At 74.0% G+C, this 26,041-nt stretch carries 19 protein-coding genes and 1 pseudogene; 13 read left to right on the plus strand and 7 right to left on the minus strand.

Annotation, left to right across the window (positions count from 1 at the left end; genetic code table 11):
* Positions 1 to 370: 370 nt before the first annotated feature.
* The 6 genes and pseudogenes from ACI2LW_RS01170 to ACI2LW_RS01195 form a co-directional block, all read left to right on the plus strand.
* A pseudogene (locus ACI2LW_RS01170) lies at positions 371 to 613 on the plus strand (helix-turn-helix domain-containing protein); the annotation flags it as partial.
* 1,344 nt (positions 614 to 1,957) lie between these two features.
* Positions 1,958 to 3,010 carry a hypothetical protein gene (locus tag ACI2LW_RS01175; protein WP_404729531.1) on the plus strand — a complete coding sequence of 351 codons (1,053 nt, stop codon included), beginning with the start codon at positions 1,958 to 1,960 and terminating at the stop codon, positions 3,008 to 3,010.
* A 341-nt stretch (positions 3,011 to 3,351) separates the two neighbouring features.
* On the plus strand, positions 3,352 to 5,100 hold the full coding sequence (locus tag ACI2LW_RS01180) for a M28 family peptidase (RefSeq protein WP_404729486.1): 1,749 nt from the start codon (positions 3,352 to 3,354) through the stop codon (positions 5,098 to 5,100).
* 222 nt (positions 5,101 to 5,322) lie between these two features.
* Positions 5,323 to 6,729 (plus strand): class II fumarate hydratase, encoded by a 1,407-nt coding sequence (locus ACI2LW_RS01185; RefSeq protein ID WP_404729018.1) that lies wholly within the window; start codon positions 5,323 to 5,325, stop codon positions 6,727 to 6,729.
* 71 nt (positions 6,730 to 6,800) lie between these two features.
* The gene (locus ACI2LW_RS01190; RefSeq protein ID WP_404729019.1) at positions 6,801 to 7,493 is read left to right on the plus strand and encodes a DUF402 domain-containing protein; all 693 of its coding nucleotides are present in this window, start codon (positions 6,801 to 6,803) and stop codon (positions 7,491 to 7,493) included.
* Positions 7,494 to 7,801: 308 nt separating this feature from the next.
* Entirely contained in the window at positions 7,802 to 10,318 is a 2,517-nt protein-coding gene (locus tag ACI2LW_RS01195) for a SpoIIE family protein phosphatase (protein ID WP_404729020.1), read from the plus strand.
* A 99-nt stretch (positions 10,319 to 10,417) separates the two neighbouring features.
* Here ACI2LW_RS01195 and ACI2LW_RS01200 read toward each other — a convergent pair whose 3' ends face one another.
* A complete protein-coding gene (locus ACI2LW_RS01200; protein ID WP_404729021.1) occupies positions 10,418 to 12,811 on the minus strand; it encodes a transglycosylase domain-containing protein in 2,394 nt (797 codons plus the stop codon).
* A gap of 350 nt (positions 12,812 to 13,161) precedes the next feature.
* Here ACI2LW_RS01200 and ACI2LW_RS01205 point away from each other — a divergent pair, with 350 nt between their 5' ends.
* The 5 genes from ACI2LW_RS01205 to ACI2LW_RS01225 all read left to right on the plus strand — a co-directional run bounded on the left by ACI2LW_RS01205 (position 13,162) and on the right by ACI2LW_RS01225 (position 18,288).
* Positions 13,162 to 14,055, plus strand: coding sequence for an SPFH domain-containing protein (locus tag ACI2LW_RS01205; protein WP_404729487.1), 894 nt, complete (start codon positions 13,162 to 13,164; stop codon positions 14,053 to 14,055).
* Positions 14,052 to 14,324 carry a hypothetical protein gene (locus ACI2LW_RS01210; protein ID WP_404729022.1) on the plus strand — a complete coding sequence of 91 codons (273 nt, stop codon included), beginning with the start codon at positions 14,052 to 14,054 and terminating at the stop codon, positions 14,322 to 14,324. Before ACI2LW_RS01205 ends, ACI2LW_RS01210 begins: the two co-directional genes overlap by 4 nt.
* Positions 14,325 to 14,696: 372 nt before the next feature.
* Positions 14,697 to 15,221, plus strand: a complete 525-nt coding sequence (locus ACI2LW_RS01215) for a PadR family transcriptional regulator (RefSeq protein WP_404729023.1) — start codon at positions 14,697 to 14,699, stop codon at positions 15,219 to 15,221.
* The gene (locus ACI2LW_RS01220; protein ID WP_404729024.1) at positions 15,218 to 15,907 is read left to right on the plus strand and encodes an ABC transporter ATP-binding protein; all 690 of its coding nucleotides are present in this window, start codon (positions 15,218 to 15,220) and stop codon (positions 15,905 to 15,907) included. The genes ACI2LW_RS01215 and ACI2LW_RS01220 overlap by 4 nt, the downstream gene beginning before the upstream one ends.
* Entirely contained in the window at positions 15,904 to 18,288 is a 2,385-nt protein-coding gene (locus tag ACI2LW_RS01225) for an ABC transporter permease (RefSeq protein ID WP_404729025.1), read from the plus strand. The genes ACI2LW_RS01220 and ACI2LW_RS01225 overlap by 4 nt, the downstream gene beginning before the upstream one ends.
* 93 nt (positions 18,289 to 18,381) lie before the next feature.
* On the opposite strand, the gene ACI2LW_RS01230 is transcribed toward ACI2LW_RS01225, so the two are convergent.
* The 4 genes from ACI2LW_RS01230 to ACI2LW_RS01245 all read right to left on the minus strand — a co-directional run bounded on the left by ACI2LW_RS01230 (position 18,382) and on the right by ACI2LW_RS01245 (position 22,279).
* Positions 18,382 to 18,810 (minus strand): hypothetical protein, encoded by a 429-nt coding sequence (locus ACI2LW_RS01230; RefSeq protein WP_404729026.1) that lies wholly within the window; start codon positions 18,808 to 18,810, stop codon positions 18,382 to 18,384.
* A gap of 4 nt (positions 18,811 to 18,814) precedes the next feature.
* A complete protein-coding gene (locus tag ACI2LW_RS01235; RefSeq protein ID WP_404729027.1) occupies positions 18,815 to 19,201 on the minus strand; it encodes a roadblock/LC7 domain-containing protein in 387 nt (128 codons plus the stop codon).
* 4 nt (positions 19,202 to 19,205) lie between these two features.
* Positions 19,206 to 20,129 (minus strand): MarR family transcriptional regulator, encoded by a 924-nt coding sequence (locus tag ACI2LW_RS01240; protein ID WP_404729028.1) that lies wholly within the window; start codon positions 20,127 to 20,129, stop codon positions 19,206 to 19,208.
* Between the two features lie 1,178 nt (positions 20,130 to 21,307).
* Complete coding sequence (locus ACI2LW_RS01245) at positions 21,308 to 22,279, minus strand: LysR substrate-binding domain-containing protein (RefSeq protein ID WP_404729029.1); 972 nt, start codon at positions 22,277 to 22,279, stop codon at positions 21,308 to 21,310.
* 148 nt (positions 22,280 to 22,427) lie between these two features.
* Here ACI2LW_RS01245 and ACI2LW_RS01250 point away from each other — a divergent pair, with 148 nt between their 5' ends.
* Both ACI2LW_RS01250 and ACI2LW_RS01255 read left to right on the plus strand, forming a co-directional pair.
* On the plus strand, positions 22,428 to 22,982 hold the full coding sequence (locus ACI2LW_RS01250; protein WP_404729030.1) for a peroxiredoxin: 555 nt from the start codon (positions 22,428 to 22,430) through the stop codon (positions 22,980 to 22,982).
* Positions 22,983 to 22,985: 3 nt separating this feature from the next.
* The gene (locus ACI2LW_RS01255; RefSeq protein WP_404729031.1) at positions 22,986 to 23,519 is read left to right on the plus strand and encodes an alkyl hydroperoxide reductase; all 534 of its coding nucleotides are present in this window, start codon (positions 22,986 to 22,988) and stop codon (positions 23,517 to 23,519) included.
* Between the two features lie 28 nt (positions 23,520 to 23,547).
* On the opposite strand, the gene ACI2LW_RS01260 is transcribed toward ACI2LW_RS01255, so the two are convergent.
* Together ACI2LW_RS01260 and ACI2LW_RS01265 are read right to left on the minus strand one after the other, a co-directional pair.
* Positions 23,548 to 25,026 (minus strand): AI-2E family transporter, encoded by a 1,479-nt coding sequence (locus ACI2LW_RS01260; RefSeq protein ID WP_404729032.1) that lies wholly within the window; start codon positions 25,024 to 25,026, stop codon positions 23,548 to 23,550.
* Positions 25,027 to 25,157: 131 nt separating this feature from the next.
* Positions 25,158 to 25,853, minus strand: coding sequence for a transglycosylase SLT domain-containing protein (locus ACI2LW_RS01265; RefSeq protein WP_404729033.1), 696 nt, complete (start codon positions 25,851 to 25,853; stop codon positions 25,158 to 25,160).
* Positions 25,854 to 26,041 lie beyond the last annotated feature (188 nt).

Here is a 26,041-nt window from a genome sequence, read left to right on the forward strand (position 1 = left end):
CAGGCTCATTCGGGCCCACGGAGGCCGGGAGCCCGATCCGCTCGGGACGGCAGGCTCATTCGGGCCCACGGAGGCCGGGAGCCCGATCCGCTCGGGACGGCAGGCTCATTCGGGCCCACGGAGGCCGGGAGCCCGATCCGCTCGGGGCGGCAGGCTCATTCGGGCCCACGGAGGCCGGGAGCCCGATCCGTTCGGGGCGGCAGGCTGATTCGTTCGGCGCGGGGGCCGGCGGCCCGATTCGGTCGGCGGGGGCCGGTTCGGGTCCTCCAGCGCCGTCGGACGGGTGCCCACCGGGCCGCCGCGTCCCTACCATCGGGCGACGACCGATCGGCACGACTCGTGACGGGACCCTCGGGAGCAGGGGGCAGCGATGCCGGCGACGGACGACGACACCAGGGGGGACGGCCGTGACGGGCCCTCCTCCGAACCGCTCGCCCGCTCCCCGTGGGCGGAGGCGGGCGAGCGGCTGCGGTACCACCGCCTGCGCAGCGGCCTGACCCAGCGGCAGTTGGGCGTGCGCGTCGGCTACCACCCCAGTGTGATCAGCAAGTGGGAGTCCGGGGTGCGGAGGATCCCCACCGCGGTGATGGCGTCGCTGGAGCGGGCCCTGGGCGCGGGCGGTGGGCTGGCCTACGCCGCGGTCCGCGTCGACGTGCCCGGAGACGGCGGCGACGGCCGCGGCGACGGCCTCTGGGGCGCCGTCGTCGCCGCCCCGCATCCCCACGGCCCGGACGCCTCCGGCCGCCCGGCCCACTCCCGCGGGCCCGGCCAGAGCGGCCAGAGCGGCTGGAACGGCCAGAGCGGCTGGAACGGCCAGAGCGGCCAGGGCGGCCAGGGCGGCCAGGGCGGCCAGGGCGGCCAGGGGAGTCTTCCGGAGTCGGGGGCGCCGGGAAGGCCGCGGGCATCCGGACGGGCAGTGGCCCCCGGACGGTCGGAGATCGTCGGACGGGCAACGGCCTCCCCGCGGCAGGGGGGCTCCGCAGCGCCTGTGGGACCTGCTGGGCACGTGGGACCCGCTGGGACCGGAGAGCGGGTGGCCCGCCCGGCCCCGGTGGGAGTGCCGGAGCCGGGCAGACCCCAGGGCTCGGGCACACACCAGGGCGCGGGCAGACCTCAGGGTGCGGGCGCCCGTCCTGGTGGGGACGGGCCAAAGGCTCCCGACCGGCTCGAGGGTTCGAACCGACCGAAAGGTCCCAGCCGAATTCAAACTCCGGACGGACCCGGGGCCCTCCGGCCGGACGGCCGGGGCGTGCCGGGCGGGACGGCCGCTCCCGGCGGGTCCACCGGCCCTGGAGAGCCCGCCGGCCCGCGCGGGTGGCGCCGGTCAGGTGGCTGGGGTACGCCGGGCCGGCCGGAAGTGCGGGGGCCGGCCGGGGAGTCGGCCCCGCCGACCGGAGAGCCGGGCTCACCGACCCCGCCGTACGCACCGGCCCCGCCGACCGGAGAGCCGGGCCCACCGACCCCGCCGTACGCACCGACCCCGCCGACCGGAGAGCCGGGCCCACCGACCCCGCCGTACGCACCGACCCCGCCGACCGGAGAGCCGGGCCCACCGACCCCGCCGTTCGCTCCGGGCCCACCGACCCCGCCATACGCGCCGGGCGCAGACGGCCGACCGCACGCACACGGCCGGCGGGGCACCGCGCCCCCCGCCCTCGGCGACGCCCCTTTCCGCGCCACCCCTGGTGGCGGCCCCACCCTCACCACCCCCGACGACGGCCCCACCCTCACCACCCAAGACAACGCCCCCCTCCTCGCCACCCCCGACCACGGCCCCACCCTCGGCGGCGGGCCCCTCTTCGTCACCGTCACCCCCGGTGGCGCCCCCACCCACGTCTCCCTGGGCGAACCGTTCCCTCCCCTGCCCGTCAGCCCGCCGCCGCCCGTCGTGGCCTCTTCCCCGGCCGACCCGGCGGAGTGGCCCCGGCGGCTGGTGCCCGGTCGTACGCCCTGCCCGGTGCACGGGCCCGCCGACTGCCCCGTGCCGGACCTCGTCGACGTACCGCCGCTGCTGGCCCTGGTGCGCCACGCGGGCGGCGGGCCCGGCGGCGCACCAGGGCCGGCGGCGCCCCTCGGGGGCGCCGAGGCGCTGGACGCGCTGCACGCCCTGGCCGCGCTGTGCGACCGCTGTGCGCAGATCACGCTGCACAGCGTCTCCACCGCCGTTCTCGGCACCGTCGAGCACCTGCTGCACTCGCTGCTCGGCTGGGCGCGCGGCGTCGCCGCCGCGGCCCGCTCGCCGCACGGCCAGCTGCGCCTGGCCGCGCACTACGCGCAGCTCGCGGCCCGGCTGCGGATGCAGCGCGGCCAGGCGGCGCTGGCGATGGCCTGGGCCGGGCACGGACTGCGCTGGGCGGAGGCGACCGGTGACCTGGTGGTGCGCGCGACGCTGATGACCGACCTGTGCACGCTGGCGCGGCTCGACGGCGACCCGGTCTCGTCCCTCGCCTACGCGGAGGCGCTCGGCGGGCTGGGCGGCCGGCGGCCCTGGATCGCCGCGCTCGCGCACTCCTACCGGGCGCGGGCCTGCGCGGCGCTCGGCGACGGCGCGCGCACCCGTCACCACGCCGAGCGCAGCCGCTGGTGGCTGGACCGGCTGGGCGCCCGGGACCTGGCGGAGGCCCCGTGGCTGGCCGCCGAGCAGGGGCAGGTGCGGATCGAGTCGGCGATCGGGGGCGCGCTGCGCGACCTGGCCGCGGTCACCGGCGTGTGGGCCACGGGACGGCGCGCGGCGCGGTCGGCCGGGCGGGCGCTCCGGGCGGCGGCGCCGGCGATGGTGCCGGCCCGGCTGCTGCTGACCGTACGGCTCGCCGACTGCCACGCCTGTTCGGGCGATCTGGAGGCGGCGCTGGCCTGGGCGGTTCCGGTCGCCGAGGAGGCGGCGCGCACGGGCCGGCTGACCATCGTGCGGGAACTGCGCGCGCTGGACGCGCGGTTGACGGGCGCCTGGGGCGGTGTCCGGGAGGTGCGCGACTTCCACGAGCGTGTCCGCTGCCTGGCGCCCGCTTGACGGACGGACACCGGTCCCGCCACCCGTCGCCCGCGTGACGCACACCGGTCCCGCCACCCGTCGCCCGCGTGACGCACACCGGTCCCGCCACCCGTCGCCCGCGTGACGCACACCGGTCCCGCCGCCTGGCGTCCGGTTGACGGACACCGGTTGCCGTTGTGTGCCGGCCGGCCCGGACGGGCGGTCCGTGCGTTGACCCGTCCGCCGGCCCGCTGTGACCGTTTTGCCACTCCCGTCATGGACATGTCCAAAGACTCCCTCAGGTCCATGACGTGGCGCACCCCACCGCCACCTTCCGAGGAGACCTGGTGAAACGAAGAGTCACAGGGGCGCCCCGCGCCCTGCGCCGCGCCCTGCCCCTCACCCTGCCCTTCGCCCTGGCCGTCGCCCTCGGGCCGGCCGCCCTCCCCGCGACCGCGACCGCGGCCGCCGCGGGGCCACCCGCCGCCCGCACCGCGCCGCCCGCCGCTGCCGCCGCCCCCGACATCGACGTGTCGAAGGTGCGGGCGCACCTGAGCGAGCTCAACGCCGTCGCCGGCCGCAACGGCAACACCCGCCGCTCCACCACCCGCGGTTACACCGACTCCGTGGCCTATGTGAAGGGCAGGCTGCAGGCGGCCGGCTACACGGTCACCGAGCAGCCGTGCACCTCCGGCTGCAGCAGCGGGGCGGGACCCAACCTCATCGCGGAGTGGCCGTACGGCGACGCGAACAAGGTCTACATGTTCGGCTCGCACCTGGACAGCGTCTCGGCGGGTCCCGGCATCAACGACAACGGCTCCGGCTCGGCCGCCCTGCTGGAGAACGCCCTGGTGCTGGCGCAGCGGAGTCCCGCCATGCTCAACCGGGTCCGCTTCGCCTGGTGGACGGACGAGGAGCAGGGCCTGAACGGCTCCGAGTCCTACGTCCGCTCGCTGTCCTCGGCCGAGCGCGCCAGGATCAAGGCGTACTACAACTTCGACATGGTCGCCTCTCCCAACGGCGGCTACTTCATCAACCACATCACCTCGGCCGCGGCGGCGCCGCTCAAGGCGTACTGGGACGCGCTGAACCTCCGGCCGGAGGAGAACACCGAGGGCGCCGGGCGCAGCGACGACTACTCCTTCGAGCAGGCGGGCGTGCCGACGTCCGGCTACGCGATGGGGGCGAGTGCCCGCAAGACCTCCGCCCAGGCCGCCAAGTGGGGCGGTACGTCCGGTGCCGCCTACGACTCCTGCTACCACTCGGCGTGCGACACCACCGCCAACATCAACGCCACCGGCCTGGACCGCTCGGCCGACGGCATCGCCCGTGCCCTGTGGCAGACCGCCGTCGCCGAGGGCGCGCCGGGCGACGACTTCTCCCTCTCGGCGGCCCCGGCCGCGGGCGGCGTGCGTCCGGGCGGCTCGGTCACCTCGACCGTGTCCACCGCGACGACCGGCGGCTCCGCGCAGCCGGTGGCCCTGTCGGCGGCCGGCGCCCCGGCCGGGGTGACGGTGTCCTTCGCGCCGTCCACGGTGACCTCCGGCGGCAGCTCCACGATGACGGTGTCCGCCGCTGCCCCGGCCGCCCCCGGCACGTATCCGCTGACCGTCACCGGCACCGGGTCGGTCACCCGGACCACGGTCTACACCCTGACGGTCGACGGCCCCGGCGGGTGCGCCGGCACCGAGGCGGCCGTCAACGGCGGCTTCGAGAGCGGCATCCCGCCCTGGACCGGGAACACCGGCGTCATCGGCGCGTTCAGCGGGCGCAGCGCGCACGGCGGCAGCCGCTACGCGTGGCTGGCCGGCTACGGCTCCACCCGCACCGAGACGGTCGCCCAGACGGTCACCGTCCCCTCCGGGTGCGCCCGGGTGACACTGTCGTACTGGCTGCACATCGACACCGCCGAGTCCGGTCCGACGCCGTACGACACCTTCCGGGTCACGGCGGACGGCACCACGCTCGCCACCCTGTCCAACGCCGACGCCCGCAGCGGCTATGTGCGGCGCACGGCCGATCTGACCCCGTACGCGGGCCGGCAGGTGACCCTCGCCTTCACCGGCAGTGAGGACTCCTCCGTGCAGACCAGCTTCGTCCTCGACGACGTGAGCGTGCGGGGCGGCTGACCCGCCGGCCGGCCGCCCCCGGTCCGGGCGGAACCCGGCTGCCCCTTGCGCGACACCGCACCACCGCACCACCACACCGCCCCGCCGCGTCGCACCGCCCCGCCGCGTCTCCCGCGCGGCGGGGCGGGAACACGTGCGGGGGCCGCGCCGGGACCGCGAAGGGGGGAAGACGGGGAATACGCCCTTCCCGGGCCGGTGCTTGGATCTCTCGGAGGTACGACGATGACGACGACTGACGACGACGGCCGGCGCTACCGCGTCGAGCACGATTCGATGGGCGAGGTGCGGGTCCCCGCCGACGCCAAGTGGCGGGCGCAGACGCAGCGTGCCGTGGAGAACTTCCCCGTGTCCGGGCAGCGGATCGAGCGCGCCCACATCGAGGCCCTGGCCCGGATCAAGGGCGCCGCCGCCAAGGTGAACGCGCGGCTCGGAGTGCTGGACAAGGACGTCGCCGAGGCCATCCAGGAGGCGGCCGGCGAGGTCGCCGAGGGCCGCTGGGACGAGCACTTCCCGGTCGACGTGTTCCAGACCGGCTCCGGGACCTCGTCCAACATGAACGCCAACGAGGTCATCGCCACCCTCGCCGGCGAGCGGCTGGGGCGGGACGTGCACCCCAACGACCACGTCAACGCCTCCCAGTCCTCCAACGACGTCTTCCCCTCCTCGATCCACATCGCGGCCACCGCCGCCGTCACCCGGGACCTGATCCCCGCGCTGGAGCACCTGGCGGGCGCCCTGTCCCGCAAGGCCGAGGAGTTCGCGGACGTGGTGAAGGCCGGGCGGACGCACCTGATGGACGCCACACCCGTCACCCTCGGCCAGGAGTTCGGCGGCTATGCGGCCCAGGTGCGGTACGGCGTGGAGCGGCTGCGCGCCGCCCTGCCCCGGCTGGCCGAACTGCCGCTGGGCGGCACGGCGGTCGGCACCGGCATCAACACCCCGCCCGGCTTCTCCGCCGCCGTCATCGAGGAGGTCGCCCGGGTCACCGGGCTGCCGCTGACCGAGGCCCGCGACCACTTCGAGGCGCAGGGCGCGCGGGACGGGATCGTGGAGACCAGCGGACAGCTGCGCACCATCGCCGTGGGGCTGACGAAGATCGCCAACGATCTGCGCTGGATGGCCTCCGGGCCCCGGACCGGGCTCGCCGAGATCTCCCTGCCCGACCTCCAGCCCGGCTCGTCGATCATGCCGGGCAAGGTCAACCCGGTCATCCCCGAGGCCGTGCTCATGGTCGCCGCCCAGGTGATCGGCAACGACGCCACGGTCGCCACCGCCGGGGCCTCCGGCAACTTCGAGCTCAACGTCATGCTCCCGGTGATCGCCAAGAACATCCTGGAGTCCGTACGGCTGCTCGCGAACGTCTCCCGGCTGCTGGCCGACCGCACCGTCGAGGGCGTCGTCGCCCACCGGGAGCGGGCCCGCGCGTACGCCGAGTCCTCGCCGTCCGTGGTCACCCCGCTGAACAAGTACATCGGCTACGAGGAGGCGGCCAAGGTCGCCAAGAAAGCGCTCGCCGAGCAGAAGACGATCCGTCAGGTCGTCGAGGAGGGCGGGTACGTGGAGCGCGGCGACCTGACCGCCCAGCAACTCGACGAGGCGCTGGACGTGCTGCGGATGACCCACCCGTGACGCCCGCGGTCCCGGCGTGAACCGTGACGCCCCCTGCGGCGTCGTACGGCCGTGACACCTAAAATCCGCCCATGGCGGACGACGGAACGGTGACGAACGTGACGACGGACGGCGCGGGGTCGCGCTGGACTCCCGGCAGCCACATCCTGTGGCGCTACCGGGAGAACGGCGGCACGCGCTTCCACATCGCGCGGCCGGTGACCGTCGTACGGGACGATCCCGGGCTGCTCGCCGTGTGGATGGCGCCCGGCACGGAGTGCGTGAAGCCGGTGCTCGCCGACGGCACGCCGGTGCATCTGGAGCCGCTCGCCTCCCGGTACACCAAGCCGCGGACCGTGCGGCGCGACCGCTGGTCCGGCACGGGCGTGCTCAAGCTGGCCCGCCCGGGCGAGCCGTGGTCGGTGTGGCTGTTCTGGGAGCCGGGCTGGCGGTTCAAGAACTGGTACGTGAACCTGGAGGAGCCGCTGACCCGTTGGGCGGGCGGCGTGGACTCCCAGGATCACTTTCTGGACATCTCCGTGCACCCGGACCGCAGTTGGCGCTGGCACGACGAGGACGAGTTCGCGCAGGCCCGGGCGGACGGACTGGTGGACGACGAGCTGGCCGCACGGGTGCGGGAGGCGGGCCGGAACGCGGTGGCGGCCATCCACGCCTGGGGGCCGCCGTTCTCCGACGGCTGGCAGGACTGGCGCCCGGACCCCTCCTGGGCGGTACCGTCACTGCCGGAGGACTGGGACCGTACGCCCGCGCACGTGTCCTCATGAGACCCTTGATGCGCCCCCGGGCAAGAAACGTAGGATCGTCCTCCGCAAGGGCGCGCGGCGGCAGGTCCCAGGAGCAACTCCAGGAGCGGGCGCCGAGTCTGACCGAACGTCATTGAGGGGCGGCAGGACGTGAGCGAGGGGTACCAGGGCAATACCCGTGCGGGCCGCAGACGGTCCGCCGGTGGCACAGGAACAGCCTCTGACCACGCCGTAAATCCGTTCCTGGGGCACGTATTCCGGGTATCGGGTCTTCGGCGGGACCAACTGCGCGCCAGGCGCGCAGCCCCGGACGGATGGATTCGACACGCGTGACGGAGCAGCCGACCTCCTTCGAACGCCCCCAGACGGGCTCCGACCCCGCGGACGCCCGTGGGGCGCTCCTGCGTACCCCGGAACCCGCGCACGTCCCGGGGGCCCCGGCCTTACCCGCCCAGTCACGGCCCGGCGAGCCCCCGGCGCGCCCGGCGGCGCCCCGGCCCGCCGCGGACACCGCCCAGGACGTCGCGGCCCCGGCAGGCTCCCGCGGCGAGGGCGGCGGCCGGGTCTCCGGCGGGCGCGGAGCCGGGACACGGGCGACGCGCGCGGCCGGCGCCGCGGACGGCGCCGGGTCCGAGCACTCCCAGCCCGCCTCCGCCGAGCCCGGCGCGCACCGTCCGCGCCCCGCGCCGGAGTGCATCCCGGCCCAGCCCGACGCGGCGGACCGGGCCACGGGCACGCGACCGCCCGGCCCCGCGGTCGCCGGAGCGGAAGGGACGGAAGGGGCGGACACGGGCGGCGCCCCGGCCGCCGGGGCACGCGCCGACGGCACCGCGGCCGCGCAGGCACGCGTCACGGGCACCACGGCCACAGGCGGGCCGGCCGCCGCCGGACTGCCGGCCGCGGAGGCCCGGAGCGCCGCCGACGCCGCCAGGGCCGAGGCGCGGCCCGCCGCCGGCCGCAACGGCGGCGGCCGGCCCGCCGCGAAACGCGTCGCCGGCGACCCGGTGCCCGACGGCGGGACGGCCGGGACGGCGACGGGCGGCAGGACCGCGGGCGGCGCGGGCCGCTCCGCGGGCGCGCCCGGCGGCCAGGAGCGGCGCACCGGGCAGGGGCTGCCGCCCGGGCGGCCGCTGCCGATGCGGCGCGACGGGGACCGGCTGCGGTTCGTGGGAGCCGCCACCCGGCGGATCGCCCGCGGCATGGACCTCGACGAGATCGTCATGGGCCTGTGCCGGGCCACCGTGCCCACCTTCTCCGACGCCATCCTGGTCTATCTGCGCGAGCCGCTCCCGGTGGGCGACGAGCGGCCCGTGGGCCCGCTCGTGCTGCGGCTGCGCCGCACCGACCGGATACCCACCGAGCGGGACACGGAGGGCGTGTACGTGCCCCCGCCGGTCCCGGAGCAGCCGGCCGAACTGTCCGTGGTCACCAACGAACTGTGCCAGGTGCGGCCCGGCAGCGCGCTCGGCGAGGTGCTGCGGGGCGTCCGTCCGGTGTTCACGGACACCCCGGCCGCCCGCGACGCGCTGGACGAACTGCTCGGCGACGACTCCGAACTGACGGTGCCGGCCGGTCAGCGCACCATCCTCGCCCCGCTGCGCGGCCGGCGCCGGGTCATCGGCGCCGCGCTGTTCCTGCGGCTGCCGGAGCGCCTGGCGTTCGAGCCGGACGACCTGCTCGTCGCCGCGCAGCTGGCCACGCACAGCGCGCTCGGCATCGACAAGGCGGTGCTCTACGGCCGCGAGGCGTACATCGCCGACGAACTCCAGCGCACCATGCTGCCGGAGACCCTGCCGCGCCCCACCGGCGTCCGGCTGGCCTCCCGCTACCTGCCCGCGGCGGAGACCGCCCGGGTGGGCGGCGACTGGTACGACGCGATCCCGCTGCCCGGCAGCCGGGTCGCCCTCGTCGTCGGCGACGTCATGGGCCACTCCATGACCTCCGCGGCGATCATGGGCCAGCTGCGCACCACGGCGCAGACCCTGGCGGGGCTCGACCTGCCGCCGCAGGAGGTGCTGCACCACCTCGACGAGCAGGCGCAGCGGCTCGGCACCGACCGCATGGCGACCTGCCTGTACGCCGTCTACGACCCCGTCTCGCACCGCATCACCATCGCCAACGCCGGCCATCCGCCGCCCGTCCTGCTGCACCTGGGCGGCGAGGCCGAGGTGCTGCGGGTGCCGGCCGGCGCGCCGATCGGCGTGGGCGGCGTGGACTTCGAGGCGGTGGAGCTGGAGGCCCCGGCCGGGGCGACCCTGCTGCTGTACACCGACGGCCTGGTGGAGTCGCGGCTGCGGGACGTGTGGACCGGCATAGAGCAGCTGCGCGAGAAGCTGATGGCGACCGCGCGGCTCACCGGGCCCGACCACGCCCCGCCGCTGGAGGCCCTGTGCGACGAGGTGCTCGACATGCTCGGCCCGGGAGACCGGGACGACGACATCGCGCTGCTCGCCGCCCGCTTCGACGGGATCGCGCCGAGCGACGTGGCGTACTGGTTCCTGGAGCCGGAGGACGCCGCCCCCGGCAAGGCCCGCCGGCTGGCCCGCCGGGCGCTGGCCCGCTGGGGTCTGGAGGAGCTCACCGACTCGGTGGAGCTGCTGGTGAGCGAGGTCGTCACCAACGCCGTGCGCTACACCAGCCGCCCGGTGACGCTGCGGCTGCTGCGCACCGACGTGCTGCGCTGCGAGGTCGGCGACGACGCGCCGCAGCTGCCGCGTCTGCGCCAGGCCCGCGCCACGGACGAGGACGGACGTGGCCTGTACCTGGTGAACCGGCTGGCCCGGCGGTGGGGCGCGACCCGGCTGAGCACGGGCAAGGTGGTCTGGTTCGAGCTGAACCGGGGCTGAGGCGGACTCCGTACGCCTTCATACGCCTTCGTACGCCGCGTACGCCCCGTACGCGTGAGGGGGCGCCCGACGGTCCGGGCGCCCCTCACGCGTGTGCGGTCACTGGGCCGGCGGTCCGCCGTCCAGCCGCTGCCGGCCGCTCGGGTCCAGCGGGTTGCCGCTGACCGGGCCGCCCGACGGAGTCCTGCTCGGCGACTGCGAGGGCGACTGGCTGGGCGACTTGGACGGGGACTGGCTGGGCGACTGGGACGGCGACTGCGACGGCGACCGGGAGGGCGACTGCGAGCTGGACGGCGACTGCGAGGGTGACTGGGACGGCGACTGCGACACCGAGGGCGACCGCGACGGCCGGACCGCCGCGCCCTGGGTGGTGTCCAGGTCGAACCTGCTGTTCCCGTCCGTCACGCCGAAGGTGTACGCCGCCCAGATCTTCGCCGGGTAGCCGCCGCCGTTGACCCGGCCGGAGCCGGGCAGGAGACCCGTGGCGCCGGTCAGGCTGACGTGCCGGTACGGCGGCTTGGGCTGCTCGCCGAAGAGGCCGACCGAGGTGACCAGGTCGGGGGTGTAGCCGGTGAACCAGGCGGACCTGTTCTCGTCGGAGGTGCCCGTCTTGCCCGCGACCGCCTGCCCGTCGCGGGCCGGGTTGCGGGCGACCGAGTCCCTCGCCGTGCCGTCGTCGACCACACCGGTCAGCACCGAGGTGACCGTGTCGGCGGCCTCACGGTCGATGACCTCGTCGCCGACGGCGTCCGGCATGGTGACCGTGCGGCCGCGCTGCTCGGCCTTGGCGACGATGGTCGGGGTGACCTTCCTGCCGTGGTTGTCGAAGGTGGCGTAGATCCCGGCCATCTCCAGCGGGCTGGCGCCCATGGAGCCCAGGGTCTGGGCGGGCACGGCCTGCATGCCCTCGGTGTCCATGCCGAGCTTGCCGGCGGTGCTCATCACCTTCTCCATGCCGACGTCGACGCCCATCTGCGCGAAGACGGAGTTCACGGACTGGTTCATCGCCGTCTGCACGGTGATGGGTCCATAGTCGTGGCCGTCCTCGTTGGGCGGGCCGAAGCCGACCTTGGTGCCGTGGTCCACGACCTGGCGGCCGCTGGTGCCGTCGTAGACGGTGTTGGCGTCGATCGGCAGGCCGTCCTGCGTCCTGGCCCCCTCCTCCAGCGCGGCGGCGAGGATCACCGGCTTGAAGGTGGAGGCGGGCTGGAAGTCCCGCCGGGTGGCGTTGCTGGTGTAGTGCTTGAAGTAGTCCTGGCCGCCGTAGAGGGCGACGATCTTCCCGGTCTTCGGGTCGACGGACACCGCGCCGGCCTGGACGTCGCCGTCCACCTTGCGCTTCTTCGGGTCCAGCTTGCTGGTCAGCTCGGCCTTGACCGCCTTCTCCAGCGCGGCCTGCTTCTTCTTGTCGATGTTGAGCGTGATGGTCCAGCCGCGGCCCACGACCTCGGCCTCCGCCTGGGACTGCGGGATCCCCTCGTCCTTCATCAGCTTCTGCTCGAGCTGCTTGTTGGCGAGTTCGATCAGATAGCCCTTCTGGCCCTCCAGGCCGGGCGTGCCCCTGGGGTCCTTGGGCACGGGGAACTTCATGTCCCGGCGGGCGCCGGCGTCGAGCCAGTGCTGCTCGACCATGTTGTCCAGGACGTAGTTCCAGCGGGCCTGGACCAGCTTCCTGCCGGTGGGGGACGCCACCGCCCAGTCGTACTGGCTGGGCGCCTGGAGCAGCGCGGCCAGGTACGCGCCCTGCGCGACCGTGAGTTTCTGGGCGTCGACGCGGTAGTAGGCCTGCGCGGCGGCCTGGATGCCGTAGGCGCCGCGGCCGTAGTAGCTGGTGTTGATGTAGCCGGCCAGGATCTGGTCCTTGGTCAGCTTCTGGTCCACCTTCAACGAGATGACCAGTTCCTTCAGCTTGCGTGTGACGGTCTGGTCCTGCGTGAGGTAGTAGTTCTTGACGTACTGCTGGGTGATCGTCGAACCGCCCTGGGTGCCCTTGCCGGTCAGCGTGTTGAGCACACCGCGCGCGGTGCCCTTCAGGTCGACGCCGGAGTCGTGGTAGAAGCTCTTGTTCTCCGCGGCGACGAAGGTGTGCTGGACGTCCTTGGGCACCCGGTCCAGGGACACGCTCTCGCGGTTGACGTCGCCCTTGCGGGCCAGGACCGTGCCGTCGCTGAACTCGTAGACGTTGCTCTCGCGCTGCGCGGCCTCGTTGCCGCCCTTGGGTATGGGCACGACCAGGTACAGCACGATGAAGGCGCCGATGCCGAGCAGGCACACGCCGAGGAACGTGCCGAGGATCTTCTTCCAGGTGAACAGCCGTCGTATGCCGCCGCGGCGGGCCGTGGCCGGCCGGGCCGCCCGCCGGGCCGCGGCCCTGCCGCCGCCCGCGGCGCCGCCCGCGTCCCCGACGCCGGCCGCCGGCATCCCGGACGAGCGCCTGGGCGCGGCGCGGCGGCCGCCGCGCTGTCGCGCTCGTCTCTCTTCCGCTCGTCCCATGCGTCCGTTCGCTCCGCTTCCGTCTCGACAGTCACTCGTGTGGGTGGCTCAGGTCAGCTCAGAAAGCTAACACCACCCTCTGTGACAAAGAGCCCCTCATCCGCCCTTTTGCGGACGTGACAATCAGCACCCGCCCCAACGGAACCGACGTCCCAAGGGGTTCGAAGGTTGCCGCGAAATGCTAAAGTGATATCACTTAGCTAGGCCGACGACATCGCTCGGCCGCACTTCGCAGAGAACGGGGGACCGTCATGTCCGCACGAGACACCCAGGACACCGCACCCGCCGCCGGCCAGGACGCCGGCCCCGGCGCCGCGTCCGCCGCCGCGCCCGCCGCCGACGTGCCCGAGATGCCCGCGCCACGCGTGCGGGAGTTCCCGGCGCGCAGCATCGGGGGCGGACTCGCGCTGCTCCTCGGTCTGCTCGGGCTGGTCCTCGCGGTCGCCCTGGTGGCGGGCGGGGCGACCGTCACCGCGACCGGCGTGAAGGCCGCGTTGATCGTCGTCGGCGTGCTGACCGGCATCGGCGCCCTGTTCGCCATGGGCGGGCTGAACATGGTGGCGCCGGGCGAGGCCCGGGTCGTGCAGCTCTTCGGGCGCTACCGGGGCACGATCCGCGAGGACGGGCTGCGCTGGGTGAACCCGTTCACCTCGCGGACGAAGATCTCCACCCGCGTACGCAACCACGAGACCGCGGTCCTGAAGGTCAACGACGCCTACGGCAACCCGATCGAACTGGCCGCGGTCGTGGTGTGGAAGGTGCAGGACACCGCGCAGGCCACCTTCGAGGTGGACAACTACCTGGAGTTCGTCGCCACCCAGACCGAGGCGGCCGTCCGGCACATCGCCATCGAGTACCCCTACGACGCGCACGACGAGAGCGGACTGTCGCTGCGGGGCAACGCCGAGGAGATCACCGAGAAGCTCGCCGTGGAGCTGCACGCCCGGGTGGACGCGGCCGGAGTGCGGATCATCGAGTCGCGGTTCACCCATCTGGCGTACGCTCCCGAGATCGCCTCCGCGATGCTCCAGCGGCAGCAGGCCGGCGCGGTCGTCGCGGCCCGGCGGCAGATCGTGGACGGCGCGGTCGGCATGGTCGAGGCGGCGCTCGCCCGGATCGCCGAGCGGGACATCGTGGAGCTGGACGAGGAGCGCAAGGCGGCGATGGTGTCGAACCTGATGGTGGTGCTGTGCGGGGACCGGGCCCCGCAGCCCGTCCTCAACACCGGGACGCTCTACCAGTGACGGCCTCGCCCGAGGACTCCGAGGAGGCGGCTCCCCGCCGCCGGCCGCAGCAGCGCAAGCAGGTGCTGCTGCGGCTGGACCCGTCGGTGTACGACGCGCTGGCGCGCTGGGCGTCCGACGAACTGCGCTCGGCCAACGCCCAGATCGAGTTCCTGCTGCGCCGCGCCCTCGCGGAGGCGGGCCGCCTGCCCCGCGAGACGGGCCCCCTCCCCCGCCGCGGCCGGCCCCCGCGGAGCCCGCGGGACCCCCGGGACCAGCAGGGCACCTAGGCCGGCGGAGGGCCGGCAGGACAGGCGGAGGGCCCGCAGGACAGGCGGAGGGCCCAGGACAGGCGGAGGGCCCGCAGGACAGGCGGAGGGCCCGCAGGACAGGCCAGGACAGGCAGTGCGCGGCCGCCCCCTGCGCAGGGTCCCGCCCAGGGCCCGCCAGTCCTTGCGCAGAGTCCCGCTCAGGGCCCGCACAGGCCCTGAGCAGGGCGGGACCCCCGGACCGGCCCCGGCCGCCCACCCCCTGCCGACGCACACCCCGGCCCCGTAGCAGAACCGTGACAATCGACGGCGACCTGCACGGCCGTACCCCCCGCCATGATCTCGGCACTCGGCGTATACATGGCGCGTATACACGGTGTGTAGAGTGCTGTCATGTCCATCGGTCACACACTCCTGGGGCTCCTGGAGTCCGGGCCGCGCCACGGTTACGACCTGAAGCGCGCCTTTGACGAGAAGTTCGGTCACGACCGGCCGCTGCACTACGGCCAGGTCTACTCGACGATGTCCCGGCTGCTGAAGAACGGCCTGGTCGAAGTCGACGGCATCGAGGCGGGCGGCGGTCCCGAGCGCAAGCGGTACGCCATCACCGACGCCGGCATCACCGACGTGGAGCGGTGGCTGGCCACACCGGAGAAGCCCGAGCCGTATCTGCAGTCGACCCTCTACACGAAGGTCGTCCTCGCGCTGCTGACCCACCGGAACGCGGCCGACGTCCTCGACGCCCAGCGCTCCGAGCACCTGCGCAGCATGCGGATCCTGACCGACCGCAAGCGCCGCGGCGACCTGGCGGACCAGCTGATCTGCGACCACGCCCTGTTCCACCTGGAGGCCGACCTGCGGTGGCTCGAGCTGACCGCCGCCCGCCTCGACAAGCTCCGCGAGGCGGTGACCCGGTGACTCCTCCCCCAGGCTCCCTGCTGGCCGCCGAGAACCTGCGCAAGGCCTACGGCCCCACCACCGCGCTGGACGGCGCCGAGTTCTCCATCCACCCCGGTGAGATCGTCGCCGTGATGGGCCCGTCCGGGTCGGGCAAGTCCACCCTGCTGCACTGCCTGGCCGGCATCGTCCCCCCGGACTCCGGGACGATCACCTACGACGGGCGCGAGCTGTCCGCCATGAACGACGCCCAGCGCAGCGCGCTCCGGCGCTCGGAGTTCGGCTTCGTCTTCCAGTTCGGCCAGCTCGTGCCCGAGCTCACCTGCGTGGAGAACGTGGCCCTGCCGCTGCGCCTGAACGGCACGCCCCGCAAGGAGGCCGAGCGGGCCGCGCTCGGCTGGATGGAGCGGCTGGAGGTCGACGACCTGAGCCGCAAGCGGCCCGGCGAAGTCTCCGGCGGCCAGGGGCAGCGCGTCGCGGTGGCGCGGGCGCTGGTCACCGGACCGCGGGTGCTGTTCGCCGACGAGCCGACCGGCGCGCTGGACTCCCTCAACGGCGAGCGCGTGATGGAACTGCTCACCGAGGCCGCCCGCTCCGCCAATGCCGCCGTGGTGCTGGTCACGCACGAGGCCCGGGTGGCCGCCTACTCCGACCGCGAGATCGTCGTACGGGACGGCAGGTCCCGGGACATGGAGCGGCTCGTATGAACACGCCACGGGGGAACCCTGCCGCCCGGACGGAGCCCAGGGTCCGGGTGTGGGCCAGGGACCTGGCCATGGGGGCCAGGTTCGCGGTCACCGGCGGACGCGAGGGCTGGATCCGGGTGCTGCTTACGGCGGTGGGCGTCGGGCTGGGCGTCGCCCTGCTGCTGCTGACCACCGCCGTGCCCAACGCGCTCGCCGTGCGCCACGACCGGGAGGCGGCGCGCCTGGACTACACCTACGACCAGCACATCCGGCCGAAGGCCGACAACACGCTGCTGATAGCGGACGTCGACACCAGCTTCCACGACAGCGACATCCGCGGGCGCCTGGTGGAGCCCGAGGGGCCGCGCGCCCCGATCGCCCCCGGCCTGTCCGCGTACCCGGCGCCCGGCGAGATGGTCGTCTCCCCCGCGCTGAAGCGGCTGCTCGACTCCGACGAGGGCGGGCCGCTGCGCGAGCGGCTGCCCTACCGGGTGACCGGCACCATCGGCGAGCCCGGGCTCATCGGCTCCCAGGAACTCGCCTACTACGCGGGCGCACGCCACCTCGCCGAGCACATCAACGGCTGGCAGGTCGGGCGGATCGCCGCGTTCGGACACCCGGAGCCCTCCGGCTCCGACAGCAGCGACCCGGTGCTGATCCTGCTGGTGCTGGTCGTCTTCGTGGTGCTGCTGATGCCGGTGGCCGTGTTCATCGCCGCGGCCGTGCGGTTCGGCGGCGAGCGGCGCGACCGCAGGCTGGCCGCCCTGCGGCTGGTCGGTTCCGACAGCCGGATGACCCGCCGGATCGCGGCCGGCGAGGCCCTCGCCGGATCGCTGCTCGGCCTGGTGTTCGGCACCCTCTTCTTCCTCGCCGGCCGGCAGGTGGCGGGCTCCGTCGAGCTCCTCGGCATCAGCGTCTTCCCCAGCTACCTGGACCCCTCGCCCACGCTCGCCGCGCTGGTCGCCCTCGCGGTCCCGGCGGCCGCGGTGCTGGTCACGCTGCTGGCGCTGCGCGGGGTGGTCATCGAGCCGCTCGGCGTGGTGCGGACGGCCAAGCCCACGCGCCGCCGGCTGTGGTGGCGGCTGCTGCTGCCGCTGGCCGGCCTGGCGATGCTCTACCCGATGCTGGGCCAGGGCCGCGCCAACGGCGACTTCAACCAGTACCTGGTCGTCGGCGGTGTGATGCTGCTGCTCATCGGCGTCACCGCGCTGCTGCCGTGGATCGTGGAGACGGTCGTCGCCCGGCTCGGCTCCGGCTCGGTCGCCTGGCAACTGGCCGTACGACGGCTGCAGTTGAGCAGCGGCACGGCGGCCCGCATGGTGAACGGCATCGCGGTGGCGGTGGCCGGGGCGATCGCCCTGCAGATGGTTTTCGCGGGGGTGCAGAGCGAGTACACCAAGCAGACCGGCAACGACGTGTCCCGCGTCCAGATGGACGTCTCGGTGCCGCGCGGGGTGCCGGTCGCCGCGGCCCGGCAGAAGCTGGCCGCCACCAAGGGCGTGCGGAAGGTCTTCGCGCTGTCGTCCACGGAGGCCGGCAACGGGAGCTGGCGCACCGAGGAAGGGCCCGCCCTCTCCACCCAGGTGACCATCGGCGACTGCGCGACCCTGCGTCAGATGGCCGACCTGCCCTCCTGCCGGAACGGGGACGTCTTCGCGCTCAGCGGCGCCGAGGACGACGGCGACACCGCGAAACTGGCCAGGCCCGGCAGCAGGCTGTACCTCGACACCAGCTACCGGATGCAGCGGGGCCCGGAGATCCTGTGGACGGTCCCGCGCGCCCTCAAGCACGCCCGCTCGGTGCAGGACCCCACCGGGGACACGCGCATCGGCTTCCTGATGACGCCGGCCGCGGTGCCCGCCAAGGCGGCGGCGACGCTGACCGGTTCGGTCTATCTGTCCCTGGACGAGTCGGTGCCGGACGTGCACGAGTACGTGCGCAACACGGCCGCGGCCATCGACCCCATGGCGACCGCGGCGGTGTGGTCGGCCGAGCGGGAGTCGAGGAAGTTCGTCTCCATCCGCACCGGCCTGTACGTGGGCGCGGCCTGTGTGCTGGTCCTCATCGGCGCGAGTCTGCTGGTGTCGCAGCTGGAGCAGCTGCGCGAGCGCAGGAAGCTGCTGTCGGCACTGGTCGCCTTCGGCACCCGGCGGCGGACGCTGAGCATGTCCGTGCTGTGGCAGACGGCGATACCGATCGCGCTGGGGCTGCTGCTGGCCTCGGTGGTGGGCCTCACGCTCGGCGCGGTGCTGCTGAGGATGACCGGCACCACGGTCGGCGTCGACTGGGCGAGCGTGGTGACCATGGCCGGCATCGGAGCGGCCGTCGTACTGGCGGTGACGCTGCTCAGCCTGCCGCCGCTGCTGCGGCTGATGCGCCCGGACGGCCTGCGCACCGAGTAGCGCCCCCGGCCGGACGGCCCCTTCCCCGGCGGGGAAGGGGCCGTCCGCGTGCGCGGACCCCGGTCACGGGGGCCGTGCCGTGCGGGTCCCGTATCAGAGGCCGTACTCCTTCACGACGCGGCGGGCCTGGGCGAAGAGCATGCCGACGTTGACGGACTTGCGGCACACGACCACCGCCACCACGTCCTGCTGCTCGGTCATCCGCAGGAACAGGTGGGTCAGGTTGTCGCTGTTGACCAGGATCTCCTGGAAGAAGTGGTTCTCACTGGCGATGCCCCGGCGCTCCTTGAAGACGTCCTCGATCATCACCACCGTGCGCCCCTGGAACAGGTCGAGGGTCGCCCCGGCCAGCAGGTCCAGGACCTCGGGCGGGTGGTTGTCGACGGTCTCGTACGACAGCAGCATGCCGGTGGACATGTCGACCACGCCGGCGGCGAGGCAGTCCGGTGCGTCGTTGCGCAGCGCCTTGACCAGGCCCATCACCTGATCGGAGAAACCGGGAGTCATTCGCTTCGTCGCCATCCCTTCACACTCCCTCGGGGGTCTTCGCGGTCAGGATCGAGTCGATCCGCCGCAGGGCGGGCGCGGTCGCCCGGTGCAGCCGGTCCACGTCCATCCCCTCGTCGCCCAGCACGACCATCAGGGCGTTGTCGCCGACGGCGTAGAAGGCGGCGCAGCCGTGGCTGCCGTACGTCACCGTCTGCCGCAGCGCGCCGCGCGCGGTGGCCTGCGCGGTGCGCCGGGCCAGGCCCAGGCCGGCCGCCGCGAGGGCGGCGAGCGACTCGGGGTCGATCGAGTCGGCGGTGTCGGCTGCGATGAGCAGTCCGTCCGCGGCGGCGAGGGCCGTGTCGGTGATGCCGGTCACCTGCTGGCGCAGGCCGCGCATTTCGAGTGCCAGGGCTTCCTGGTCCATGTACTCAACTCCATTTCGCGGTTCCGTTCCGCAGCCGGAAGAAACCTCTCCAACTCGCCCCGTTCTTCTGCGGGGTGAGCGCTTCGGTGATGCCGCTGGCGCCGGGTGTACGGCGGGGCAGCGAGGCCGGTACGGGGACCGGCTCGGGCGGCGGTGGCGGGGGCGTCGGCTCCCGCCGGGCGAGGGCGCCGGTCCGGGGCGGGACACGGACCGGTATGGGCGCGGGCGCGGCGGGGCACTCCATGAACCCTTCGGCGAGCATCCGAGCCACCTCCACGGTGACCGTGTAGACCCCGCGTCCGGTGCGGAAGGCCAGGTCGCGGATGGTGCGGCGGCCGTCGGCGTGGGCGAGCAGCTCCTGCCGGAGCACGGAGAGCGGGACGTCGGCAGCGGCGGCGGGCCGGGGGCGCTCGCGGTCCGGGCGCACCGGGTACGGCAGTGCGGCCACGGCGGCCAGCTTGCGGGCCGCGTCCTGGAGCATCCGGGTGGGTCCCTCGCCGACGGGGACCGGGGCCGAGGGCTCGCCGCCCGGCTCGCGTTCGCAGGCGTCGACCCGGCCGGCGGCGATGGCGAAGGCCGCGTCGTGCAGCGCCATCGCGCAGACGACCCGGAGCTGGGCGGGGCCCGCGTAGCCGTGGGCGATGAGCGCGGCGGCCGGCCAGCGGGCTCCGCCCGACTCGCGTACGAGTTCGGTCCACCGCTCGCCGTCGATCCGGCCCGAGCGCAGCAGGAGAGCCATGGCTCCGGGCGCGCCGGGGGTCTCGGCCGCGACGACGAGCCCGTCGCGCAGGTGGAAGGTGCCACCGGGGCTGCCGGACACCCGCAGTTGCCCGGTGAACCCCTCGCGTCCGCAGGCGCCGAGCGCCTTGGTCAGCTCGGTGTGGCCGATGCGGCCGAGGGAGTCCCCGAGGTCCGCGCTCTTCGCCATCACTCCCCTTGACTCGTCGCACACACGCCTGACACGTCGCACTGAGGGGGTATGTGTATCAGTCGGGGGGTATGCGCCGGCCCGGCTCTTCCGAGCTGCCTCCAGCTGACGGAATTTGCGCCGCCGGCTGCACCAAATAGCTTTGTTCGGCGCTCATTTGACCGAATACGGGACCGGACACGCGCACGAACGACACCCGTTCGCAGGGACGCCCCCCGTCGCGGGGGCCCCCGTCGCGGGGGCGCGCCGCCCCGCTCACGGGGTCCCCCTGGTAGTGGGGTGCGCCGCTCCATGTGGGGGGCGCCCCCCGGCCACAGGGAGGAGCGCCCGGTCACGGGCGGGGCGGGCGGACAGGTCGGGGGTCCCCCGGTCGCAGGGTGCGCCGCTCCCTTCGCGAGGCGCGCCGCCCGTTCACGGGGCCCGCGGTAGTGGGGGTCCCCCGTAGTGGGGTGTGCCCATACGCGGGGCCCCGGCCGCAGGGAGCGGCCCGTTCGCGCGGCCCCCCAGCACAGGGCATGCCGCCCCTTCGCAGGGGCGTCCCCGGCCGCAGGGAGGGACGCCCGGTGGCGGGAGCGCCCCCGGTCACGGGGCGCGCCGCCCCGTTCGCGAGGCGCGCCACCCCGTTCACGGGGGCCTCCCCGTCGCGGGGGGCGCGCCGCTCCATTCGCTGGGCCCCGGCAGCGAGGAGGGGCGCACCGTCACGGCGGCACCCCGGTCCCGGAGCGCGCCGCCCCGTTCACGGGCACGCCACCCATCGCAGGGCCGCGCCGCTCCATTCGCGGGGGCTCCGGCGGCGAGGAGGGGCGCCCGGTCGCGGCGGCACCCCCGGTCACGGGGCGCGCCGCCCCAGTCGCGGGGCGGGGCGAGCGAACCGGTCGGGGCCCTCGGTCTCAGGCGCGCCACCCGGCCGCAGGGAGGGACGCACCGTCACGGCGGCACCCCCCGTCACGCGGCAGACCGCCCCGTTTGCGAGGGGGCACCCATCGCGGGGCGCGCCGCCCCGTTCGGGGTGCTCCCCCGGTCGGCGGGACGCCCCGGTCGCCGGGCGGGCGGGCGGACCGGGTGCCCCGGGCCGTAGTGGGCCGGGCGCGTCGCCCCGTCATGGCAGGGCGCGTCGCCCGGTCACGGGTCGGGCAGACCGGGCTCGGCACCCGTCATGGGCCGGGTGCGTCGCCCCGTCAGGCGTCGCCGTCGAGGACCCGGACGGGTAGGGGGCGCAGGTCTGTGCGGAGGGCTGTGGCCAGTTCGTGGTACTCGGCGGCGCGGGCGGCGCCGGCGCGCATGGCGAGGGCGATGCGGCGGGAGGGGGCGGGGGCGGTGAAGTAGCCGGTGCTCAGCTCGCTGCTGCGGGAGGTCTCGACCTTCAGCGCGGTGCGCGGCAGCAGCGTGCAGCCGAGCCCGCCGGCGACGAGCTGGACGAGGGTGGACAGCCCCGCGGCGGTGGTGGTGACCGGCACGTCCTCGCGGCCGGCCTCGCGGCAGATGTCCAGGGCCTGGTCGCGCAGGCAGTGGCCCTCGTCCAGGAGCAGCAGGTTGAGCTCCCTGAGCGCCTCGCGCGGGATGTCCGTCCGGCCGCCGAGCCGGTGGCCGGGCGGGGTGACCAGGACGAAGTCCTCGTCGAACAGGGGCAGTTCGACGACTCCGGGGACGCCGAGCGGCACCGCGAGGAGCAGCAGGTCCAGCCGTCCGCCGGCCAGCCCGTCCAGCAGGTTCGCGGTCTGCTCCTCGTGGACCTGGAGGTCGAGGTCGGGATGGCGGCCGTGGACCAGCCGCAGCACGGTGGGCAGCAGGTAGGGCGCGACGGTGGGGATGACCCCGAGGCGCAGCAGTCCGGTGAAGGGCGCGCGGACGGCGTCGGCCTCCTCCATCAGCGCCCCGACCTCCCCGAGCACCGCCTTGGCCCGTACGGCCAGGCGCTCACCGGCGGACGAGAGCAGCACCCTGCGCGTCGTACGCTCCAGCAGGGTGACACCGAGTGTCTCCTCCAGCGCGGAGACGGCGCCCGACAGGGCCGGCTGGCTCATGCCGATCGCGGCGGCGGCGTCGCGGAAGTGCAAGTGCTCGGCGACGGCGGCGAAGGCGCGCAACTGCGAGAGGGTGGGCTGCTGCCGCCTTCGACCGACCTGCCCCGTATGCACCGCACCGCTCATGCTCACTCACCGTCACTGATAGCCGACTCCGATCAACACGACCGAGTGTAGCTATTTCCGCAATCAATGCACTCTGTGCCAACATCAACAACGTCCAACCCATGGGAAACACGGCAAAACCGGTGTTTCCTCGCTGCAAGGAGAGCGTGTGCTCACTGTCGGTGACAGGTTCCCCGAGTTCGAACTGACCGCCTGCGTCTCGCTGGAGAAGGGCAAGGAGTTCGAGAAGATCAACCACAAGACCTACGAGGGCAAGTGGAAGGTGATCTTCGCCTGGCCCAAGGACTTCACCTTCGTGTGCCCGACCGAGATCGCCGCCTTCGGCAAGCTGAACGACGAGTTCGCCGACCGCGACGCCCAGGTCCTCGGCTTCTCCGGTGACTCCGAGTTCGTGCACCACGCCTGGCGCAAGGACCACGAGGACCTGCGCGAGCTGCCCTTCCCGATGATGGCCGACTCCAAGCACGAGCTGATGCGCGAGCTGGGCATCGAGGACGAGGAGGGCTTCGCCAAGCGCGCCGTCTTCATCGTGGACCAGAACAACGAGATCCAGTTCTCCATGGTCACGGCGGGCTCGGTCGGCCGTAACCCCAAGGAGGTCCTGCGGGTCCTGGACGCCCTGCAGACGGACGAGCTGTGCCCGTGCAACTGGAGCAAGGGCGACGAGACCCTGGACCCGGTCAAGCTGCTGGCCGGTGAGTGAGCGATGTCCCTCGACTCACTGAAGGCCGCCCTCCCGGACTACGCCAAGGACCTGAAGCTCAACCTGGGCTCGGTCATCGGCAACAGCGACCTGCCCGCGCAGCAGCTGTGGGGCACGGTGCTGGCCACGGCGATCGCCGCCCGCTCGCCGATCGTCCTGCGTGAGCTGGAGCCCGAGGCGAAGGCGAACCTCTCGCCCGAGGCGTACACGGCGGCCAAGGCGGCCGCCGCGGTGATGGCGATGAACAACGTCTTCTACCGCACCCGCCACCTGCTGTCCGACCCCGAGTACGGCACCCTGCGCGCCGGTCTGCGGATGAACGTCATCGGCAACCCCGGTGTCGACAAGGTGGACTTCGAGCTGTGGTCCTTCGCGGTCTCCGCGGTCAACGGCTGCGGGATGTGCCTCGACTCGCACGAGCAGGTGCTGCGCAAGGCCGGTGTCGACCGCGAGGTCGTCCAGGAGGCCTTCAAGATCGCCGCGGTGGTCCAGGCCGTCGCGACGACGCTGGACGCGGAGGCGGCGCTGGCCGGCTAGTCCGGCCGCACCCGCCCCCGGGCCCCGCTCACCCCTGTGGTGGGCGGGGCTCCGTGCGTTCGCCGGGTCCCGCGTCCCGGGGGCCGCTGCCCGGCTCCGGCGGCCGTGGCCGCCCCGGCTCCCGCGCCCCGGCCTGCCCGCCCTGCCCGGCCTCCTGCGTCCGGCCGGCCTCCGGCGTCCGCCCCGCGTCCCGTGCCCGCTCCCGCGCGCTCTGCTCGGACAGCGCGGTGGCACCCGCCGCCGGCGGCCCGCCCGCGGCCTTCCCCTGGGCGTACTGCAGGGTCTGCTCCTGGGAGTACTTGCGCAGATAGCCGACCACGGTGTTGCTCACCGCCACCAGCGGGACGGCGACGACGGCGCCGCCGATACCGGCGATCATGCCGCCGGCGGCGACCGAGAGCACCACCGCCAGCGGGTGCACGCGCACCGCGCGGCCCAGGATGAACGGCTGCAGCACATGACCCTCGATCTGCTGCACCGCCAGGACCACCACCAGCACCATCACCGCGGCGAACACGCCCTGGGTGACGAGGGCGACCACCACCGCGAGGGCGCCCGAGACCACCGCGCCCACCAGCGGGATGAAGGCGAACAGGAAGATGAAGACGGCCAGCGGCACCGCCATCGGCACGTTCAGGAAGTAGATGCCGAGGCCGATGAAGATGGCGTCGATCAGCGCCACGATCACCGTGCCCCGCACATACGCCGTCAGGGTGCGCCAGGCGCGCGGGCCGGCTCCGGCCACACCCGGGCGGGCCGCCGCCGGGACCAGCTTCAGGGTCCACTCCCAGATGCGGCGGCCGTCGTAGAGCAGGAACAGGGTGGAGAAGATGGTCAGCAGGATCCCGGTCAGCGCCTCGACCACGACCGTCACGCCCTCCAGGCCCGCGGACGTGATCTGGTCGGTGTTGGCGCCGATGGCGTCCCTGAGGTTCTTGGCGATCTGGTTGATCTGCTTGTCGGTGACGTGGAAGGGGCTGTTGAGCAGCCACTTGCGCAGTTCGTCGATGCCGTCCTGGATCTGGCTGGAGAGGGTGTCGATGTTCTCCATGACCTGCCAGGTCACGAACCAGCCCATCAGGCCCATGATGACGAAGCCGAGGATCGCGGTGAGCGCGGTCGCCGGACCGCGCGGCAGGCCGTAGCGCCTCAGACGGGCCACCGTCGGCTGCATCAGCGCGGTGATGAGCAGCGCGGCGACGAACGCCAGCACCACCAGCTGCACGGCGCTGATCACCCGCATCAGCACCCAGACCGTGCCCGCGAGCACCAGCACCCGCCAGCCGGCCTCCGCCGCGACCCGTACGCCCCAGGGCACGGCCTGGGCCGGGTCGGGGCGGGCGGGGACCACGGTCACATGGTCGGGGAGCGGCACGTCCGGGCCGGCCGGCTCCGGTTCCGGCTCGGACTGCTCCTTCTCCACCTCGGCGCGGCGCTCGTCCAACCGCTCACCCATCTCGGTGAGTCCGGCGCCGAGCCGGCCGAGCCACCCAGGCACTCGCGACATGATCCGTCCTCTTCCCCCGTCTTTCCCCACCACTCCTCCCTGGAGTCGTTCGTCAGACGCTACATGGCGACAGCCCCTCTCCCTAAGGACGGGGAGGGGCTGTGCGGGGTTGAGAGCCGCGGCCGGGGACCTCAGTAGCTGCCGTTGGCCTGCCAGTACGACCAGGCGTCGCACGGGCTGCCGTAGCGCACGTTCATGTAGTTGAGGCCCCACTTGATCTGGGTGGCCGGGTTGGTGCGCCAGTCGGCGCCCGCGGAGGCCATCTTCGAGCCGGGCAGCGCCTGGACGAGGCCGTAGGCGCCGGAGGAGGGGTTGACCGCCTGGTAGTTCCAGGTGGACTCGTGCATCACGATGTTGCTGAAGCACTGGTACTGGCCGGCGGGCACGATCTGCCGTGCGATCGCCTGCACCTGCGCCACCGTGTACGAGCTCTGGACGGGGAAGCTGGAGGCGTCCCGGGTCGCGCTGCGGCTGGCCGCCTTCTTGGCCTCCGCGCGCTCCTTGGCCTCCTTGGCGGCCTTCTCCGCGGCCTCCTTCTTGGCGATCGCGCTCTCGGCGGCCGCCTTGCGGGCCGCCGCCTCGGCGTCCTTCTTGGCGGTCGTGTCGGCGGCGATGGCCTGGGCGTCGGCCTGCTGCGCGAGGGACGCGATCTGCACCTGCGCCTGCTGGCCCGCGGGTATGTCCGCGAGAAGCGTCGCGTCGGCTGCCGTCGCTTCGGCGTCGTTGTTCTGCGCGGTGCTGCCCGAGGCAACGCCGACGACGCTTCCGACAGCGGTGACCGCGGTGGCGGAGGCCACTGCGAATCCCCGGACCGAGATCCGGCTCACACGGTTTCCTTCCAGCATCGCCCGCTTCGGTGACCCTGGCGGACGCGATCGTGCCCCTGACACTGGCCTCCCAACTGCGGGGTCACGGGAGGCACGGGCCCGGTGGGCAACTCCCCGAGGGGGAGCGCCGCGTGGTGCTCGGGCGGCATACGGCGACGCTATGGAGTTGGCGTGGTGCTCGTGTGGTG

Source organism: Streptomyces sp. NPDC004065 (assembly GCF_044903565.1).
GTDB lineage: Bacteria > Actinomycetota > Actinomycetes > Streptomycetales > Streptomycetaceae > Streptomyces.